This window comes from Vogesella urethralis (genome assembly GCF_007644045.2).
Classification (GTDB): domain Bacteria; phylum Pseudomonadota; class Gammaproteobacteria; order Burkholderiales; family Chromobacteriaceae; genus Vogesella; species Vogesella urethralis.
The window spans coordinates 57,080-74,316 of record NZ_VMDW02000089.1 but is presented as its reverse complement, the minus strand read 5'-3'; the positions used below and the strand labels follow the sequence as shown (position 1 = coordinate 74,316).

Here is a 17,237-nt window from a genome sequence, read left to right as displayed (position 1 = left end):
GGCTTGCTCATGACACCTCCTTGTAGGGCCTAGTGTGAGGCTCACGAGGTATCTAGGAAAGTGAGGGCGATTCAGAAAACCATCTGGTGGCAATTGGGCCGCCAGGTGCTCGAATTTGCTTATATCGATTGGGTTGCTTGACATGTTTGCCCCTTGCTAGGCAGACCGTTTTTTGCCTTTGGCAATTGGGGTGACGTTATAGTTTTCCCCTTTGTCTAAAGCTTCTAGCAAGCCTGCCCATCGGTTGAGCGCATCCTTGCGCTCGTTATAGTAGTCGTGGCGATTATAAATGCCTTCCACGCCCTTGATCTTGTGGTTCAGGCAACGCTCTGCAACGATGGGGTCAACCCCCAGTTCTGCAAGATGTGTTCTAGCTGTCCGGCGCAAGTCATGCACCGTGAAAGACGGGATGTCTGCCAGTAGTGGCTTTACCTTGCCAAGAGCTGTGCCAATCGTACCCTCGTGAATATGCGGCACCATCCGATGCTGCATTTTGCGTGCCGGCAGTACCCAGTCGCTGAAGCCTGACAGGCGCTTCAACTCCTTGAGCCAATCGATGGCAATGGCGGGCAAGGGGATATCAATAGGTGCTCCGGTTTTGGTGCGCTCCCCAGGCAAATGCCATACCTGTCCATCAAGATCAAACTCCTCCCATCTGGCAGCACATAGTTCCATCTTTCGACAGCACAGCAAGAGCAGCAGACGGATGGCTAGGTCATTCTCGACGCTGAAGCCTTTGGCAAGCTTCATGGCGGCAAAAAGCTTGGCCAACTCTGCGCGTGTTAGCCAGCGATCCCGAGCCTCTTCTTTCCCGCCTGCATCGTTGAGGTCAAAGGCTGATGCCGGGTTGATTTCGATTATGTGCCGTTTGATGGCGAAGTCGAACATGCGGCGGGTCCAGCGCAGGGTGTCATTCGCAATGGAGGGTGCCCCACGTTTCACAATGGCCTGCAGCATGTCATCTATATGGCGCGGCTTGACCTCCTCAACCTTCATCTTGCCAAGGTGCGGTCCGATGTCCTTGTCGATGCGGCGTCGAACGATATCCGGGTGCTTCCAACGTCCAAGGATCATGCGCTCATAGTATTGGTTGGCCAAGTCAAGCACGTGCAAGGCGTTTTTCTCGTCCTCGATCTTGGCCAGCGCTGCAGCCTTGCGCTCTTGTTTTTCCCCTGCAACGTCGTAGCCAAGCTCAACGCGTGCCGAGAGTTCGCGCGCGACCTCGCGGGCTTTTGCCAGTGAGAAGGTGCCGTAGGTGCCAATCTGCATTGTCCTGGGCTTCCCGGCAAAGCTGTATCTAAAGCGCCATACCGGCGCGGCGTAGTTCTCGCGGTAGCTCAGGTAAAGGCCACCGCCATCGGTACGTCCTTCGAACCGCTCTCCATTCTTGATCCAGGCCTTGATCTGCATGTCGGTCAGCTTTCCCATGCTGCACTCCTTAAGCTTCATGACTTGTACACCTAAAATTGTACACCTGACGCTAGGTGTACACCTAGGTGTACAAGTGGTTCTTGAGATTTACTGGGAGTGGATGATCGCTGGTGATAGTAAAAAAGCCACGTGAAACGTGGCTTTGCGTGATCTGTTGATCGTTATCGATCGTTGGTGATAGATTACTCAATGTTCTGGATCTGCTCGCGCATCTGTTCGATCAGCACTTTCAGCTCTACCGAGGCCTGGGTGGTTTCGGTCGATACCGATTTGGAGCCCAAGGTATTGGCCTCGCGGTTCAGCTCCTGCATCAGGAAGTCCAGACGCTTGCCGACCTGGCCGCCGGTTTTCAGGATGCGGCGCACTTCGGCCAGGTGGGTGGTGAGGCGTTCCAGCTCTTCATCGACATCGATTTTCTGGGCAAACAGCGCGAATTCCTGCTTGATGCGGTCGTCGTCGATATTACCCAGTGCTTCTTGCAGGCGGGTGGCCAGCTTGCTGCGGTAGGCTTCCAGAATCACCGGCAGGCGGGGTTTTACTTCGCTGATGATGGCTTCCATACCGCTGATGCGGTCTTGCAGCACTTGCGCCAGCTTGCTGCCTTCGCGGGCACGGGTATCACGGAAGTCGCCCAGCACGGCCTGCAGACCGTTCAGGCACAGTTGCTGCAGCGCTTCCGGCGGCAGCGAGTTGGACTTCAGCACGCCGGGCCAGCGTAGCAGTTCGCCCATGCCCAGCTCGCGGATGTGCGGCGCCAGTTCGCGCACTTCGGCGCTGACCGCCAGCAGGCGCTGCACGGTGTCGCGGTTCAGTTCGAGCTGCGGGGTATCGCTGTCAGTCTGGTTCAGGCCGATGCGGCATTCCACCTTGCCGCGTGTTACCTTGCCGGCGATCAGTTCGCGCATTTGCGGCTCGATGACACGCAGCTCTTCCGGCAGACGCATCTGTACGTCAAGATAGCGGTGGTTGACAGCGCGCAGTTCGATAGACAACAGGCCACCCGGAAACTCGCGGGTGGTAGAGGCAAAGCCTGTCATGCTTAAAATCATGGGGGGCTCCTAAAAAATGGAATACTGGCAACAGGCCCCGGATCCTCAACCCTGATCCAGAGGCAGCCACACTATATCAATGGACACAAAGCAATCCAAGCGCGCATTGCCCGCCGGTACAAGGCTGGAGCAGTACTCCGTGGTTCGCAGCCTGAGTTCGGGCGGCTTCAGCGAGGTATACCTGGCTCTGGACCAACACGATCGCAAGTATGCAATCAAGGAATACCTGCCACTGGCCATGACCGGGCGTCGTGACTGCGGCGACGTGACCGTACTGAATGAGCTGGATCGCGACGCCTTCAAGCTGGGCCTCAAGTGTTTCTTTGAAGAGGCGCGCATCCTGGCAGGCATCCAGCACCCGAACATCGTCAGGGTGGACAACTTCTTCCGTGCCAATCAGACGGTGTATATGGTGATGGACTATACCGAAGGACGGCCGCTGGCCAAGGAAGTGGAGCTGTCGCCCGATGGCATCGCCGAGCGCCGCTTGCGGCGGCTGTTTGCCGAACTGATCGGCGGTTTGCGCGAAGTGCACTTGCAGCATTTGCTGCACCTGGATATCAAGCCGGCCAACATTTATCTGCGGCGTAACGGCACCCCGGTATTACTCGATTTCGGTGCCGCCCGGCAGACGCTGGGCCGCGCCCAGCACTTGGGCAGCATGTTCACCCCGGGCTATGCCGCGCCGGAACAGTACGATGCACAAGGCAAACTCGGTCCCTGGACCGACATTTACGGGCTGGGGGCCTGCCTGTACGTGGCGATGGGCGGGGACAAGCTGCAGTCGGCCGACCAGCGTTTGAAGCAGGACAAGGTTGTCCCGGCCAGCAAGGCGTTTGCCCGCTACTACTCGCCCGAGTTACTCGCCCTGGTGGACGACTGCCTGTGCCTGGACCCGCTGACCAGGCTTGCCAGCCTGAGCGAAATGCAGAAGCGCTTGCGCGACAAACAGTATGTAACGCCGGAGCCGCCGAAGGGCGTGTCTGCCTGGTTGCGGCGGCTGATGGGGAAACGAGCATGAAGTTTGCGCTGGCGGTAGATACCCGGGTTGGCGGGCGGCCTTACAACGAAGACCGCATTGGCGTGGTGTACAGCGAGCATGCAGTCATGCTGGTGTTGGCCGATGGCATGGGCGGTCACGCGCATGGCGAGGTGGCCGCCCAGATTGCCGTCGATGTGTTCAGCGAGCTGTTCAAGAATGCCTGCAAGCCGCAATTGCAGCACCCGCGCCGCTTTTTGCTCAACGCTGGTCACGAGGCGCACCAGGCCATTCTGGATCACGCCATCCGTCACCGCATGAGCGAAGTGCCCAGCACCACACTGGTAGCGGCCATCCTGCAGCAGGGCGAACTGTGGGTGGCGCATGCCGGCGATTCGCGTTGTTACCACCTGCGCGATGGCGAGGCGCTGTGGCGCACCCGCGACCATAGCCACGTGCAGCGCCTGATCGATACCGGTTTTCTCAACGAGGTGGATGCCCACGATCACCCGGCCCGCAACCGTATCTATAACTGTCTGGGCGCCATCGGCGACCCCGATATCGTGCTGGGCGAAGTGCGTGCCATCAGTAGCGGCGACACCGTGTTGTTGTGCTCTGACGGCGTTTGGGGTCCGTTGCGGGACCAGGAAGTGGCACGTGCCTTTGTTGGCCGCCTGCCTGGCATGGTGGTCCCCGCGCTGTTGAGCGTGGCAGAAAAACGTGCCGGCGCGCAAAGCGATAACCTCAGTGCCATTGCGCTGACGCTGCTGCGCGACGACCAGTTCCAGGCTGGCGCGGATGGTTTCATCGATACCGGCAACTTGCCGGAACGCATCAGCGAACAAACCTGGCAAAGCACGCTGATGGATAGCGAGCTGTCACAAGGCCTGCGCCCCTAGTGTGTCTGCGGCGCAGGCGGCCTTTGCGTTAGAATGCCGTTTTACTTCGTGAACGAGAACGCCATGCGCCCGTCCCAACGTCAGCCCGATGCCTTGCGCCAGGTCCGCCTTACCCGCCATTACACCAAGCATGCCGAAGGTGCCGTGCTGGTGGAGTTCGGGGATACCAAGGTGATTTGTACGGCCAGTGTGGAAGAAAACGTGCCGGGCTTCCTGAAGGGCAAAGGGCAGGGGTGGGTGACGGCCGAGTACGGCATGCTGCCGCGCTCTACCGGCAGCCGTATGCGTCGCGAGGCGGCCAGCGGCAAGCAGTCCGGGCGTACCCAGGAAATCCAGCGTCTGATCGGCCGCAGCCTGCGCGCAGTGGTGGATCTGGAAAAGCTGGGTGAGCGCCAGATCCTCATCGATTGCGACGTGATCCAGGCCGACGGTGGCACGCGTACCGCCAGCATTACCGGTGCCTTTGTGGCGTTGGCCGATGCCATCAACGGCTTGATCGTGGCAGGCAAGTTGGCCGCGAGCCCGCTGCGCGACCACGTGGCAGCCATCTCGGTGGGTATTGTGGACGGCGTGCCGGTACTGGATCTCGATTACATCGAGGATTCCGGCTGCGAAACCGACATGAACGTGGTGATGACTGGCGACGGTCGCTTCGTGGAAGTACAAGGCACTGCCGAAGGCGTGCCGTTCAGCCGTGACGAGATGAATGCCTTGATGGCACTGGCCGAGAAGGGTATCGCCGAGCTGGTGCAACTGCAAAAAGCCGCGTTGGCCGGCTAACGCTGCAACGGCGCTGTTTGCCACGCAAGCAGCGCGTCTGATCAATGAAAAAAGGCACCCGAGGGTGCCTTTTTTTCTTACCGAGCCGAATTACTTGGCAGCGGAAGCAGCTTTTTTAGCCTTAACGACTTTTTTCTCGGCTTTCTTTTCAGCTTTCTTTTCTACTTTCTTTTCAGCAGCCGGAGCGGAAGCGGCCGGTTTTTTAGCATCAGCAGCGAAGCCAGCGGAAGTAGCAACAGCGAAAGCCAGACCAGCAGCAACCAGAGTCAGTTTTTTCATGATCAAATCCTTTGTGCAGAAAAGTTCGTGAACGGAATGTTCAAGTAACGCAGCTAATGTTAGGGGGCGCGCTTCGCGCTGTCTGTTAGCAATTGTTGGCGCTTGTATCATTTTGTTGTTGCGGCCAACTCAGGGTGAAGCGGGCACCGCCGAGGATGCTGCTGTCTATCTTTACTTCGCCCTGATGGGCCAGCATCACCTGTTTGACGATGGCCAGCCCCAGGCCATAGCCACCTTGCCCGGCCTGCCGGCTCGGGTCCAGCCGCACGAACGGCTCCAGTACCCGGTCTCGGTCTGCCTCTGCAATACCGGGGCCGTTGTCGGCTACGCTGAGTTGCTGCATGCCGTTATCGACGGCATAGGTCAACTCGATCTGGCCGTGGCCGTAACGGGCGGCGTTATGCAGCAGGTTGTCTACGGCACGGGCCAGCAGCTTTTCGTCGCCAAACAGGGTGTCGTGATAGACGAAGTGGCGCAGTTGCAGTGCAGGGTAGTGGCTGTGCAAGTCGTCCAGCCGCTGTTGTAGCCACGGTGCGGCGGCTTGGGTGAGCGGGTGCATCGGCAGGTCGGGGCGGCCTAGGCGGGCGTGCAGCAGCAGCTCGTCGATCAGGGCCCCCACGCTGTCGAGGTCGCGCTCGATGCCTTGCTGCACCGGGCTGTCGGGCGCGATGTCCAGCAGTGCCAGCCGATAGCGCAGCCGCGCCAGCGGTGTGCGCAGTTCGTGCGCCACGGCATTGATCAGCGTTTGCTTGCTTTCCAGCAGCCGTTCCACACTGTCCGCCATCAGGTTGAAGCCGCTGGCCAGCGGTTGCAGGCCGGAAGCCGGTGGCAACGCCACCCGGGCCTGGAACTGCCCCTGGCGCAGCTGTTTGGCGGCCAACTCCAGCTGCATCAGTTCGTTCCAGTGTGGCCGCATCCACAGCAACACCGGTATGGCCAGCGACAGCCCGATCATGGCCAGTAGGGCGTAGTCCAGCCATTTCAGCTCGTGCAGGAACACCAGGTAGTTCATCGGCCCGGCCACCAGCACGTATTGCGATTGCTTGACGCGTTGCAGGTAAACCAGCTCGTCTTCCAGCATCACGATGTCACCGCGCAGCAGCGCCTGGCGTGAGGCGCTATCCAGCGGCAGGCGGTCTACGGTTTGCAGTGATATGGAAAAATCCAGATCGCGGTCCAGCTTGGCCAGCTCCTGCGGCCATTGCGCCTGAGGAACGTTATCCAGCGTGTGTTCGATCAGGGTCAGGGTGGTTTGCAGCAAATCGGCCAGCGCGCGGTCGCCGGCCTTTTCGGCCACCTCCTTGTACACCATGCCGGCCAGCGAGACGGCCACCAGAAAGCTGAAGATCAGCAGCAGGTAAAACTGGATGAAGAGTTTGCGCATGGCTTACCAGCCGGCGGGCGAAAACAGGTAACCCTTGTTGCGCACGGTCTTGATGCGGTGCGGCGCCACCGGGTCGTCACCCAGCTTTTTACGCAAGCGGGACACGGCAATGTCGATACTGCGGTCCAGACCGTCGTAGCTGAGGCCGCGCATGACCCGCAGCAGGGTGTCACGGTCCTGCACCTCGCCGGCGTGGCTTGCCAGTTGCCATAGCAAGTCGAAGTCGGAGGTGGACAGGGCAATGCGCTCACCGTCCAGTGTGACCTCGCGGCAGGGCTCGTCGATCACCAGCTTGCCGAATACCAGCCGCTGTGTTGGCGTGCCGTTGGCGGCGGCTACGGGGCTCGCGGCCGGCTGGTGTTGGCGCAACTGGGCACGCAGCCGTGCGGCGACCACGGCGGGCGGCGTGTTTTTCAGGATGTAGTCGTTGGCGCCCAGCTCCAGCCCCAGAATGTGGTTCATGTCGCTGTCCAGCGACGTCAGCATCACGATGGGGCCGGGGAAGGTTGGCCGCAATTCGCGGCACAGCGTCAGGCCATCCTTGCCGGGCAGCATGATGTCCAGCAACAGCAGGGCGGGCTGGATACGTGCTACTGCTTCTGCGGCGGTATCGCCTCTGGGCTCGATGATCACGTCCAGATCGTGCCGTGCCAGGAAGTCGCGCATCAGGGATGCCAGCTCGGCATCGTCCTCGACAAACAAAACGGTATGTTTCATGGCGGAAGAGGGCGGTAAAAGCCGTCAGTATCCTCCCCGGCCATCGGCACGACAAGCGATGCCGCCCGGCGGGCATGTAGCAAGATGTTGGCCGCAGGTGCACCGCTAGCGCTGGCTTTCCACCTCGAACGCCTGCGCCAGCCCGGCGACATGAGCCGCCTCTTCACTGAGCTGGCGAATGGCACGCCGGGCCGCGTCGATCTGGCTGGCCGACGCCTCGAACCGCGACGAGATCAGCGACATCTGCTCAGCCAGGTGGCCGGCACTGGCCGACTGCTCGGCGTTGGTCACGGCGATCTCCTGCATCATCGTGTTCACTTCGCCCGAATCGTCCTGCAGCGCGCTCAGGCTGCCCAGCGATTGCTGGATGGTTTCCACGCCGGCACGGGTCTGCTCGGTGATGGCTGCGATGGCGGTGACCGTTTGCTGGGTAGCGTGCTCGACATTGCCGACTAGCTGGTTGATTTCGTCGGTACTCAGGCTGGTGCGTTCGGCCAGCTTGCGCACTTCGTCGGCGACCACGGCAAAGCCGCGGCCGCTCTCGCCGGCGCGCGCGGCCTCGATGGCGGCATTCAGCGCCAGCAGGTTGGTCTGGTCGGCAATGTCGTGGATGGTTTGCGTCACCAGCGAGATACTGCCGATGGCGCTGGATAGTTGGCGAATGGTGTGCTGTGCCGCGTCCACGGCCTGGGCTGCGGCGACATTACGCTGCCGGCTGCCGGCGATGTCGTCCACGTTCAGTTGCAGGCTTTCCCGCGTGCGCTGGCTTAGCCGCGCCGTGTTTTCGGCGTTGACCGAGACCTGTTCTATCGACGCCGACAGCTGTTCCACTGCAGCGCCCATCTGGGTAACGGCGTGGCTGCTTTCACCGATATGGTTGAGCAATGCATTGACGGCTTGCTCTACGCTGCCGGCGTTGCGTGCCTGCAGGTGGGCGCTGGTTTGCAGATTATCCAGCATCACTTTCAGATTCACCTGCATATAGGCCAGCGCCGCTTCGATGCGGCCCAGGTCGCCGGCGCGGTGGATGCTGAGGTTATTGTTTAGTCGGCCGCGGGCAATATCGCGACAGGCGCGCAGCAATGCACGCTGATGCTGACGGCGCTGGCCATCCAGTACCAGCCAGCACAGGGTGGCCAGCACACCGGCGCCCGCCAAGGCCACGCCCAGCGTATCGGGATGGGTCAGGCCGCTGATGGCCAGCAGCAGGGTCATCAGGGTGACGTACAGCGGACGGAACCACACCAGCAGCCGGCCTTTGTGTGGCGGCGCGCGGTAGGCTTTGGCCTGCTGCAGGGCAGGGTAGTGCTGTTCTGCCTCGCGGATGGCGCTGCGGCTGGCCGGGGTGCGGACCGACATGAAACCGACGATGTCATCCCCGTCCAGCATGGGCACCACGAAGGCGTCCACCCAATAGTAATCGCCTTGCTTGGTGCGGTTTTTCACCAGCCCGCGCCAGCACTCGCCCTGCTGTACCGTCTGCCACAGGTCGGCAAACAGCACCGCGGGCATGTCGGGGTGGCGGACGATATTGTGCGGCTGGCCCAGCAGCTCGTCGCGCTGGAAGCCGGATAGCGCCACAAAACGGTCGTTGGCGTAGGTGATGGTGCCTTTCAGGTCGGTCTGGGTAACGATGATGCCTTCGGTAAACGGGACTTCGGTCTGGCTGACGGGCAGGTTTTTACGCATGGTGTCCGGAAGGGGAAGGGATGATGGTTATTCACAGTGCCGGATCAGTTGGGCCAGATCGGGCAGTTTGTTGAGCCAGCGCGCCAGCGGTTCGTTGCTGACGATGCGGTCGTCGGCGTGCGCGCCGTAGCGGATGGCCAGGTTCAGCTTGTGCGGTTTCAGTAGCTGGTTGCGTTGGGTGTCGAAAAACACCAGTACTTCAGGGCGGGTCAGGTCGCCAGCGCCGTGGTGCTGTACTACGGCCAGCTTGCCGCTTTGCAGCCGTACCAGCGTGCCCGGCGGGTAGATGCCAAAGCAGCGCACGATCTCGCCGACCACGGCCGGGTCGAACTGGCGGCAGGTGCTCCACTCGAACAGGCGCTTGATGGCAGCCGGCGCCGGCATGCCCTTGTGGTAGCAGCGGTCGGACGTTAGTGCGTCGTATACATCAATGATGGCGGCCTGGTGGCCGTAGCGCGAGATGGCGTTGCCGGCCAGCCCGAGCGGGTAACCGGAGCCGTCGAAGCGCTCGTGATGTTGCAGTACGATGGCGCGGATGATGGCCGACTCGATGCCGTTTTCGTCCAGGATGTCGCGGCTGTGGCCAACGTGCTGTTTCATCTGCTGGCGCTCTTCGGCGTCCAGCTGCCCCGGTTTGTTCAGGATGTGGCCGGGGATGCGGGTTTTGCCGATGTCGTGCAGGATGCCGCCCAGCCCCACTTCCACCACGATGTCGGCCGGCGAGCCCAGATGGTGGTGCAGGATCATCAGCAGCAGGCCGACGCTGATCGAGTGCTGGAAGGTGTACTCGTCCTTGCGGTACATGTGGCTAAGGATGTTCAGTGCCAGCGCGTTGCGGTCCAGCGAGCCGGCCAGTTGGCCGCAGACTTCACGTAGCGGCACCAGCTGCAGCGGCTGGCCGACGCGGGCGTCGTTCAGCAGATGGCGGGTAATGGCTTCGGTGCGGGCAATGATTTCCCGTGCCCGCAACAGCTCCTGGCCCAGTGGCGTGCCGGCCTGCAGCGGCTGGGGCGGTAGCGAGGCCGTGGCGGCGTGTACCGTCTGGGCGGGCGTGGCCGCCACGTCCAGGCCCTTGCTGGTGTCGATGTAAAACTCGTGAATGCCTTCCTGGCGCAGCATGGCGATCTGCTGCACGTCGCGGATGCTGAAGCGGCTCATCCAGAACGGGTGTGATGCCCAGTCGCACACCAGGTCGGCCACATACATGCCCACCCTGGCCTGATCGATATGGATGCGCCGCAGCTTAGGCATTGTAGCGTTTGCCTTCCGGGACAAAGTAGTTCACCAGCTCGTTCAGCGTCTGGGAAACCTGGTGCAGGCTGGCCGACATCGCGTAGGCCTCCTGGGTGTCCTGCCGGTTGGCGACGATCAGCTTCAGGATGCTGTCGATCTTGTCCAGGAAATCTTCCAGCGCAAAGGTCTGCAGCCGGTTCAGGTTGGTAATGCTGGCCACGCACTCGCTGGCGTCCTGCTGGCTGCCGTCATCGGGCAGCAGCGTACTCAGCAGCGTCAGCTGGTTGGACAGTTCGTAGATGAAGTCCAGCGACATGAACGACTTGGCCTCTTCCAGCTTGTCGTGCTGCAGCTCGGAGTGGTCGCTGATCTCGAACAGCGCGGTATTGAGGTTGAGGCAGGCGCGATCAATCTGGCTGGCCAGCAGGTTCAGCTCGTCCATCACCACCTTCAGGTGCATCTGCATCACCACGCTGGCGCGCAGCAGGTGGCCGGTTTCGCCGGCGCCATCCAGCGGCACATCGCCGGTGAGGTCACCTTCGGCGATCTTCTCGAAGTTTTCGATAGCCGAGTCCAGCGGTTGCACGATCTGGCGCAAGAACAGCAAACCGAACGCCACCACGGTGACGATACCGGCCACGATGCCTAACAGCGAGATCTGCACGATGCGGTCGTTGCGCAGATCAATGCTGGCCACTTCTGCCGCCGACTGGCGCAGTATGGATTGCCGCGTTTGCTGCGCGTCGCGTATCACACCCTGCAGCTGGGCCACCAGCGTGCCATCCAGCGTGCTGCTGCCGGTAAGCTGGGCGGCCTTGTTCAGCCCTTCCAGCCCCTTCAGCCGGTCGCGGATGCTTTCCGGCATCGCCGGGTTGGCCGCATAGCGGGCGCTGATGCGTGCCACCAGCGCCGGGCGGGTGGCCGCGGCGGCTTCCAGCGTCCGGCTGCTGTCCAGTTCCAGCTGGCTGACGGCGTCCAGCCGTTGCAGGTACTGGCTATCGGCCTTGTCAATCTGCCGGGTGCTGTGCTGGATGGTGCCAATGCCCAGCACGCCGCCCGCGATCAGCAGCGTGATCACAAATAGCGAGCCGGCGATATAGCCGTTCTTGATCGACAGCAGGCGCTTGAGGCGGCTGGGCCGTGCCAGGCGAGGGGCAGGCTGGGCGTACAGCTGTTTCGCCGCCGCCACCTGCTCATCGCTGGCGGCGTAGCGTACCGACATATAGCCCACCACCTTGCCGCTTTTGCGCACCGGTACGATGGTGGCCTGCACCCAGTAATAACCGCCGTCCTTGGTGCGGTTCTTCACGATGCCGCGCCAGGGACGGTTCTGTTCCACGGTGGCCCACAGGTCGGCGAAAGCGGCGGCGGGCATGTCCGGATGGCGCACGATATTGTGTGGCTTGCCGATCAGTTCCTCGCGGCTGAAACCGCTAATGGTGATAAAGGCGTCGTTGGCGTAGGTGATCATGCCGCTCAGGTCGGTTTTGGACACGATGGCGGTATGCGGGGGAACCTTGTATTCGATTTCGCTCATGGTTTACATCCAGATCCGTTTGATGGCCAGCAGGGCAGTTTTGCAGCGCTCCGGCGACAGGCAGCCTTTGATTTCGTATTTGGCACTGAGTGTGTCGCGCAGCATCGGCTCGCTGCGCGGAAAGCCTTTTTCGTCATAAATGGAATACACCATCGGGCTGCGGCGGCTGTGTTGTGTTTGCTTGATCACCCCGATCTCGCCGCTTTGCAGCGCGACTACCGTGCCGGCGGGGAAGCGGGTGAGTTTCTTGATCAGCAGGCCGATGTGGCTTTCCAGGTGTTTGCTGCCTTTTTGCAGGTACAGCTCTTTGAGCGTATTGGCCGGGTAAATGCCGGGGCGCCATTTGTTGGCAATGGTCATGCCGGCGTAGGCGTCAGCCAGCCCCAGCAGCAGCGACAGCTCGTGGATATCGCCTTCGGTCTTGCCCAGCGGGTAGCCGCGGCCATTGGGTTGTTCGTGGTGTTCGTACACGTGTAGCAGCCACTGTTTGTCGTGCACGCCATGTTTTTGCAGCAGCTTGACGGCGGTGCCGGTGTGCTCGCGTACCGCGACCTGTTCTATTTCACCCAGGTCTTTCCGCGCGTCCAGGCTTTTATCGAAGTTGTACAGCGCCAGGTCTCGGGTGAGGGCCGCGCACAGCAGCGACTGCATGGCCATGTCGTCCTGGCACAGTGGCTCGGCCAGTAGCCCGCATACCGCCGCGCCCAGCACGTGCTTGTGTGCACGCAGGTCCTGGCCGTGCTGCTGCAAGTACAGGGAGGCGAGCACGGCGTCGGTGTCTTGCTGCAGATAGTGTTGCAGCTGGTTGGCGCGGGTACGGATCAGGCTTTCCACATTAGCCAGGTTGCTGGGCGGGCTGAGGATGATGCGGTGGATCCGCGCCACGGCCTGGACATAGCTGGCCATTTCGCTGAACACGCTGCCCTGTTCTTGCGGTGTGGCTGTCTGGTTGGTGCGGCCCGGCTTGCGCGGGCCGGCATCCACGTCATCGTCGACGCCAATGAAATAGCCCCGCTCCACCAGCTTGTCGGCAAAGCCCGGCATCGACACGACAAACCCTTTGCGCAGGATCAGGTTGCCCGACCGGTCGTAGATCGAGTGTTCTGTCGGCTTGTGCATCTGAATGTCTGCGAATGCCAGTTTACGGAGGAGTTGCGGCATGGTTATCTCTAAGTTTCTCTAAATTCACTTATTGCTTTTTGTTTGTTTCTTTCTGATGCTTTAACTAAAAATTTATAATTTGCTATGGATTTCCAAGAGGGTGCATGCTATTTGACAGTTTCAGAAAGGAATTGATCAGGATTAAAGTCTGATGGCATGTCGGGTGCGCAGGCCTTGCGCGTTGCCGCCTTGAGACATACCACTCTGATGCCTGTGGGTTTCGTTAGCGCCAAGGCCGTCACCCGCTTGACGCCTGCCGTGATGCGCCAAACGTGGCGCCATGCATTGACCTTGCCTGCCCCGCACCGGATAATCCGCACTCTTTTCAAATGCTTACGGCTCCGCCGCCCGATTGATGACCGCAGCACCCAAAGCCTTGCCCCCGCGCACCCTGTCCGTTGCCCCGATGCTGGACTGGACCGACCGTCACTACCGCTACTTCGCCCGTCTCATCACCCGCCATACCTGGCTGTATACCGAGATGGTCACCACTGGCGCGCTGCTGTACGGCGACGTTGGCCGCCACCTGCGCTACCACGAGGCCGAGCACCCGATCGCGCTGCAACTGGGCGGCAGCGAGCCGGACGAGCTGGCACGTTGCGCCCGTCTGGCGCAGGAGTGGGGCTACGACGAAGTGAACCTGAACGTGGGCTGCCCGTCGGAGCGGGTGCAGAAGGGGGCGTTTGGTGCCTGCCTGATGGCCGAGCCGCAGCTGGTGGCCGACTGCGTGAAGGCGATGCGCGACGCGGTGGATATCGACGTTACCGTCAAGCACCGTATCGGTATCGATGATGTGGACAGCTACGACGTGATGCGGGCATTTGTGGATACCGTGGCCGACGCCGGTTGCCGCACCTTTATCGTGCATGCGCGCAACGCCATCCTGAAGGGCCTTAGCCCCAAGGAAAACCGCGAGATTCCGCCGCTGAAATACGACTACGTATACCGCCTGAAGCAGGAACGCCCCGATCTGGAGATCCTGATCAACGGCGGCATCAAGACCAATGCCGAGATCGCCGGCCACCTGCAGCATGTAGACGGCGTGATGGTGGGCCGCGAGGCCTACCACAACCCTTACCTGATGGCGGCCTGGGACGCGCAGTTCTACGGCGATAACCACGACGTGCCGTCGCGCGGCAAGGTAGTGGAAGCCTTGCTGCCCTACGTGGTCGACCGTCTGCAGGACGGCAGCAGCGTGCGCCACATCGCCCGCCACGTGCTGGGCCTGTTCCACGGCGAGCACGGCGGCCGCCAGTGGCGCCGTATGCTGTCCGACGCCAAAGAGCTGAAAGACGCCGACGAAAGCCTGTTCATCCGCGCGCTGCTGGCCACGCACGGTTGAACTGTCACGCAGTCCTTGTAAGATAGCCACGTCATCCCACGCCCGGTTCGCCGGGCCCAGGCTGCTGCCAAGGTGCCAATCCAGGTGTTACCGGACCCGGCACAGCCGGGCCGCACCGCATACGTACCTGAGTCCGCAGCCTTCCTGTTTACAAGCCCACCTTGTTTGCCTGGCAAGCAGGGTGGGCATCAATCTGCGCCCGGCTTGCCGGGCTATTGGGTTTTATGGCGAGTACCCCTGCCGGCAGCAAGGTTGGCCGCGGTACCTGCCACGGAGCAAAGCATGATTAATAAACTGGTACTGGCCAGCAATAATGCCGGCAAGCTCAAGGAATTCGCCGCCCTGCTGGCCCCGCTGGGCATCGAGGTCATCCCGCAGGGCCGTCTGAACGTGCCCGAATGCCCCGAGCCGCACTACACCTTCCTGGAAAACGCGCTGGAAAAAGCCCGCCACGCCAGCCACGTTACCGGCCTGCCGGCGCTGGCCGACGATAGCGGCATCTGCGTGGAAGCACTGGGCGGCAAGCCCGGCGTGCTGTCGGCGCGTTACGCCGGCGAGCCCAAATCGGACGAGCGCAATAACGCCAAACTGGTAGAAAAACTGCAGGGTAAAGACAACCGTCGCGCCTACTACTACTGCGTGCTGGTGTTGGTACGCCACGCCGACGACCCGCAGCCGCTGGTGGTAGACGGCGCCTGGTACGGCGAAGTGGTGGACACCCCGTCCGGCAATGGCGGCTTTGGCTACGACCCGCACTTCTGGCTGCCGTCGCACGGCTGCACCGTGGCCGACCTGCCGGCCGACGCCAAGAACGCCATCAGCCACCGTGGCCAGGCCATGCAGGCGCTGCTGGCCAAGCTGCAGGCGCAACTGGCATGAGCGTGATTGACCTGTCTGCATTGAAAAACGCCCGCAACGCACGGGACGCGAGATCGCGAAACCCAACGCGCGGCGACGAGATAGTACATACCGTACAGCGAGGAGCCGCGACGTGCAGGTGACAAAGATATCGCTTTCCGGGCTAAGCGGGCTAAAAGAGCTGCCGCCGCTGTCGCTGTACATCCACTTCCCCTGGTGCGTGAAAAAGTGCCCGTACTGCGACTTCAACTCGCACGAGTTCAAGCCGCAGGCCGGCAGCATTGCCATCCATGACGCGGCCAACGTTGGCCGCAGCGGCGTGGGGCAGGGCTTTGACGAGATGGCCTACGTGGACACGCTGCTGCGCGACTTCGAGCTGAGCCTGCCCGCCATCTGGGGCCGCCCCATCACCACCATCTTCATGGGTGGCGGCACCCCCAGCCTGTTCAGCCCGCAGGCCATGGACGCGCTCTTGGCCGGCCTGCGCGCGCGCGCGCGCATCCACCCGGACGCCGAAATCACCATGGAGGCCAACCCCGGCACCTTCGAACTGGAACGCTTTGCCGGTTACCGCGAGGCGGGTATCAACCGCCTGTCCATCGGTATCCAGAGCTTTGACCCCGGCCACCTCAAAGCGCTGGGCCGCATCCACGACGGCGACGAAGCGCGCCGTGCGGTAGAGATCGCGCTGACGCATTTCGATAACGTGAACCTGGACCTGATGTACGCGCTGCCGCAGCAAACGCTGGCGCAAGCGCTGGCCGACATCGATACTGCTATCGCCTACGGCGTCAGCCACATCTCGGCCTACCACCTCACCATCGAGCCCAACACACTGTTTGCCGTGCAGCTGCCGGCCAACCTGCCGGACGACGACCTGTCGGCCGACATGCAGGAAGCCATCGAGGCACGGCTGGAGGCCGCCGGCTACGTGCACTACGAAACCTCGGCCTTCGGCAAGCCCGGCCGCTTTGCGCGCCACAACGTCAACTACTGGCAGTTTGGCGACTACGTCGGCATCGGCGCCGGCGCCCACGGCAAGATCAGCGCCCACGACGGCATCGTGCGCGAGATGCGCTACAAGCAGCCGGCTGCCTATATGCAGGCGGTAGCCGACGGCCAGCCTGTGCAAACCCGAAACAAGGTTGGCCGCAAAGACCTGCCGTTCGAGTTCATGATGAACCTGCTGCGTCTTACCGGCGGCTTTGAAAGCAGACTGTTCACCGAGCGCACCGGTTTGCCGGTATCCTGTATCCAATCACAATTGCAGCAAGCACTGGCCGAGGGCCTGATCGAACAGGACCTCACCCACATCCGCCCCACGCTGAAGGGCCAGCGCTTCCTGAACGAACTGTTAACCCTGTTCCTGCACGAAGAAGGAGAAGCCTGATGGCTAAAGAAATCATCCATACCGACAAAGCCCCGGCCGCAATCGGCGCCTACTCGCAAGCCGTCAAGGCTGGCAACACCGTGTACCTGTCCGGCCAGATCCCGCTGGACCCGGCCACCATGACCGTGGTGGAAGGCGGTTTTGCTGCGGAAACCCACCAGATGTTCAAGAACCTGCAAGCCGTGTGCGAAGCCGCCGGCGGCAGCCTGGACCAGATCGTGAAGCTGAATGCCTTCCTGACCGACCTGTCCAACTTCGGCACCTTCAACGAAATCATGGGCCAGTACTTCAGCCAGCCGTTCCCGGCACGCGCCGCCATCGGCGTGGCCAGCCTGCCCAAAGGCGTACAGGTAGAAGCCGACGCCGTGATGGTGCTGGGCGAGTAAGCTGCTACCTGGTAGCAACAAGCAAAGCGGCCTGCGGGCCGCTTTTTGTTTGGCTGCAACGTTGCCCGGCTAAGCCGGCGGCGCATCGACGGGGCTTATGCAGTAGCTTGGTAGCCTGCTAGT

The 17,237-nt window shown here is 61.7% G+C and carries 16 protein-coding genes; 7 read left to right on the top strand and 9 right to left on the bottom strand.

Going from position 1 to position 17,237, the window contains the following annotated elements; all coding sequences use genetic code 11:
• Nucleotides 1-156 precede the first annotated feature (156 nt).
• Both FLQ03_RS10385 and FLQ03_RS10380 read right to left on the bottom strand, forming a co-directional pair.
• Nucleotides 157-1,428, bottom strand: coding sequence for a tyrosine-type recombinase/integrase (locus FLQ03_RS10385; protein ID WP_144373462.1), 1,272 nt, complete (start codon nt 1,426-1,428; stop codon nt 157-159).
• A gap of 185 nt (nt 1,429-1,613) precedes the next feature.
• On the bottom strand, nt 1,614-2,480 hold the full coding sequence (locus FLQ03_RS10380) for a YicC/YloC family endoribonuclease (protein ID WP_144373461.1): 867 nt from the start codon (nt 2,478-2,480) through the stop codon (nt 1,614-1,616).
• 139 nt (nt 2,481-2,619) lie between these two features.
• Here FLQ03_RS10380 and FLQ03_RS10375 point away from each other — a divergent pair, with 139 nt between their 5' ends.
• The 3 genes from FLQ03_RS10375 (at nt 2,620) to rph (ending at nt 5,138) form a co-directional block, all read left to right on the top strand.
• Nucleotides 2,620-3,501, top strand: coding sequence for a serine/threonine protein kinase (locus FLQ03_RS10375; RefSeq protein ID WP_240802252.1), 882 nt, complete (start codon nt 2,620-2,622; stop codon nt 3,499-3,501).
• Complete coding sequence (locus FLQ03_RS10370; RefSeq protein WP_144373459.1) at nt 3,498-4,358, top strand: PP2C family protein-serine/threonine phosphatase; 861 nt, start codon at nt 3,498-3,500, stop codon at nt 4,356-4,358. Before FLQ03_RS10375 ends, FLQ03_RS10370 begins: the two co-directional genes overlap by 4 nt.
• A gap of 63 nt (nt 4,359-4,421) precedes the next feature.
• Nucleotides 4,422-5,138: a ribonuclease PH gene (rph, locus tag FLQ03_RS10365; RefSeq protein ID WP_144373458.1), complete on the top strand. Its 717-nt coding sequence runs from the start codon at nt 4,422-4,424 to the stop codon at nt 5,136-5,138.
• 90 nt (nt 5,139-5,228) lie between these two features.
• Here rph and FLQ03_RS10360 read toward each other — a convergent pair whose 3' ends face one another.
• The 7 genes from FLQ03_RS10360 to FLQ03_RS10330 form a co-directional block, all read right to left on the bottom strand.
• Entirely contained in the window at nt 5,229-5,417 is a 189-nt protein-coding gene (locus FLQ03_RS10360; RefSeq protein WP_144373457.1) for a hypothetical protein, read from the bottom strand.
• Between the two features lie 85 nt (nt 5,418-5,502).
• Nucleotides 5,503-6,801, bottom strand: a complete 1,299-nt coding sequence (gene rstB, locus FLQ03_RS10355) for a two-component system sensor histidine kinase RstB (protein WP_144373456.1) — start codon at nt 6,799-6,801, stop codon at nt 5,503-5,505.
• 3 nt (nt 6,802-6,804) lie between these two features.
• The gene (rstA, locus tag FLQ03_RS10350) at nt 6,805-7,518 is read right to left on the bottom strand and encodes a two-component system response regulator RstA (protein ID WP_144373455.1); all 714 of its coding nucleotides are present in this window, start codon (nt 7,516-7,518) and stop codon (nt 6,805-6,807) included.
• A 105-nt stretch (nt 7,519-7,623) separates the two neighbouring features.
• Nucleotides 7,624-9,207 carry a methyl-accepting chemotaxis protein gene (locus FLQ03_RS10345; protein ID WP_144373454.1) on the bottom strand — a complete coding sequence of 528 codons (1,584 nt, stop codon included), beginning with the start codon at nt 9,205-9,207 and terminating at the stop codon, nt 7,624-7,626.
• 27 nt (nt 9,208-9,234) lie between these two features.
• Entirely contained in the window at nt 9,235-10,458 is a 1,224-nt protein-coding gene (locus tag FLQ03_RS10340; RefSeq protein ID WP_144373453.1) for a cyclic di-GMP phosphodiesterase, read from the bottom strand.
• Entirely contained in the window at nt 10,451-11,977 is a 1,527-nt protein-coding gene (locus FLQ03_RS10335) for a methyl-accepting chemotaxis protein (RefSeq protein WP_144373452.1), read from the bottom strand. Before FLQ03_RS10335 ends, FLQ03_RS10340 begins: the two co-directional genes overlap by 8 nt.
• Nucleotides 11,978-11,980: 3 nt before the next feature.
• A complete protein-coding gene (locus FLQ03_RS10330; RefSeq protein WP_144373451.1) occupies nt 11,981-13,138 on the bottom strand; it encodes an HD-GYP domain-containing protein in 1,158 nt (385 codons plus the stop codon).
• A 355-nt stretch (nt 13,139-13,493) separates the two neighbouring features.
• On the opposite strand from FLQ03_RS10330, the gene dusA reads away from it, so the two are divergent.
• The 4 genes from dusA (at nt 13,494) to FLQ03_RS10310 (ending at nt 17,114) form a co-directional block, all read left to right on the top strand.
• Nucleotides 13,494-14,480, top strand: a complete 987-nt coding sequence (dusA, locus tag FLQ03_RS10325) for a tRNA dihydrouridine(20/20a) synthase DusA (protein WP_144373450.1) — start codon at nt 13,494-13,496, stop codon at nt 14,478-14,480.
• A gap of 282 nt (nt 14,481-14,762) precedes the next feature.
• Nucleotides 14,763-15,359 (top strand): RdgB/HAM1 family non-canonical purine NTP pyrophosphatase, encoded by a 597-nt coding sequence (rdgB, locus tag FLQ03_RS10320; RefSeq protein ID WP_026108092.1) that lies wholly within the window; start codon nt 14,763-14,765, stop codon nt 15,357-15,359.
• A gap of 118 nt (nt 15,360-15,477) precedes the next feature.
• Entirely contained in the window at nt 15,478-16,728 is a 1,251-nt protein-coding gene (gene hemW, locus FLQ03_RS10315; protein ID WP_420855654.1) for a radical SAM family heme chaperone HemW, read from the top strand.
• Nucleotides 16,728-17,114: a RidA family protein gene (locus tag FLQ03_RS10310; protein WP_017509644.1), complete on the top strand. Its 387-nt coding sequence runs from the start codon at nt 16,728-16,730 to the stop codon at nt 17,112-17,114. The genes hemW and FLQ03_RS10310 overlap by 1 nt, the downstream gene beginning before the upstream one ends.
• The last annotated feature ends 123 nt before the right edge of the window (nt 17,115-17,237 follow it).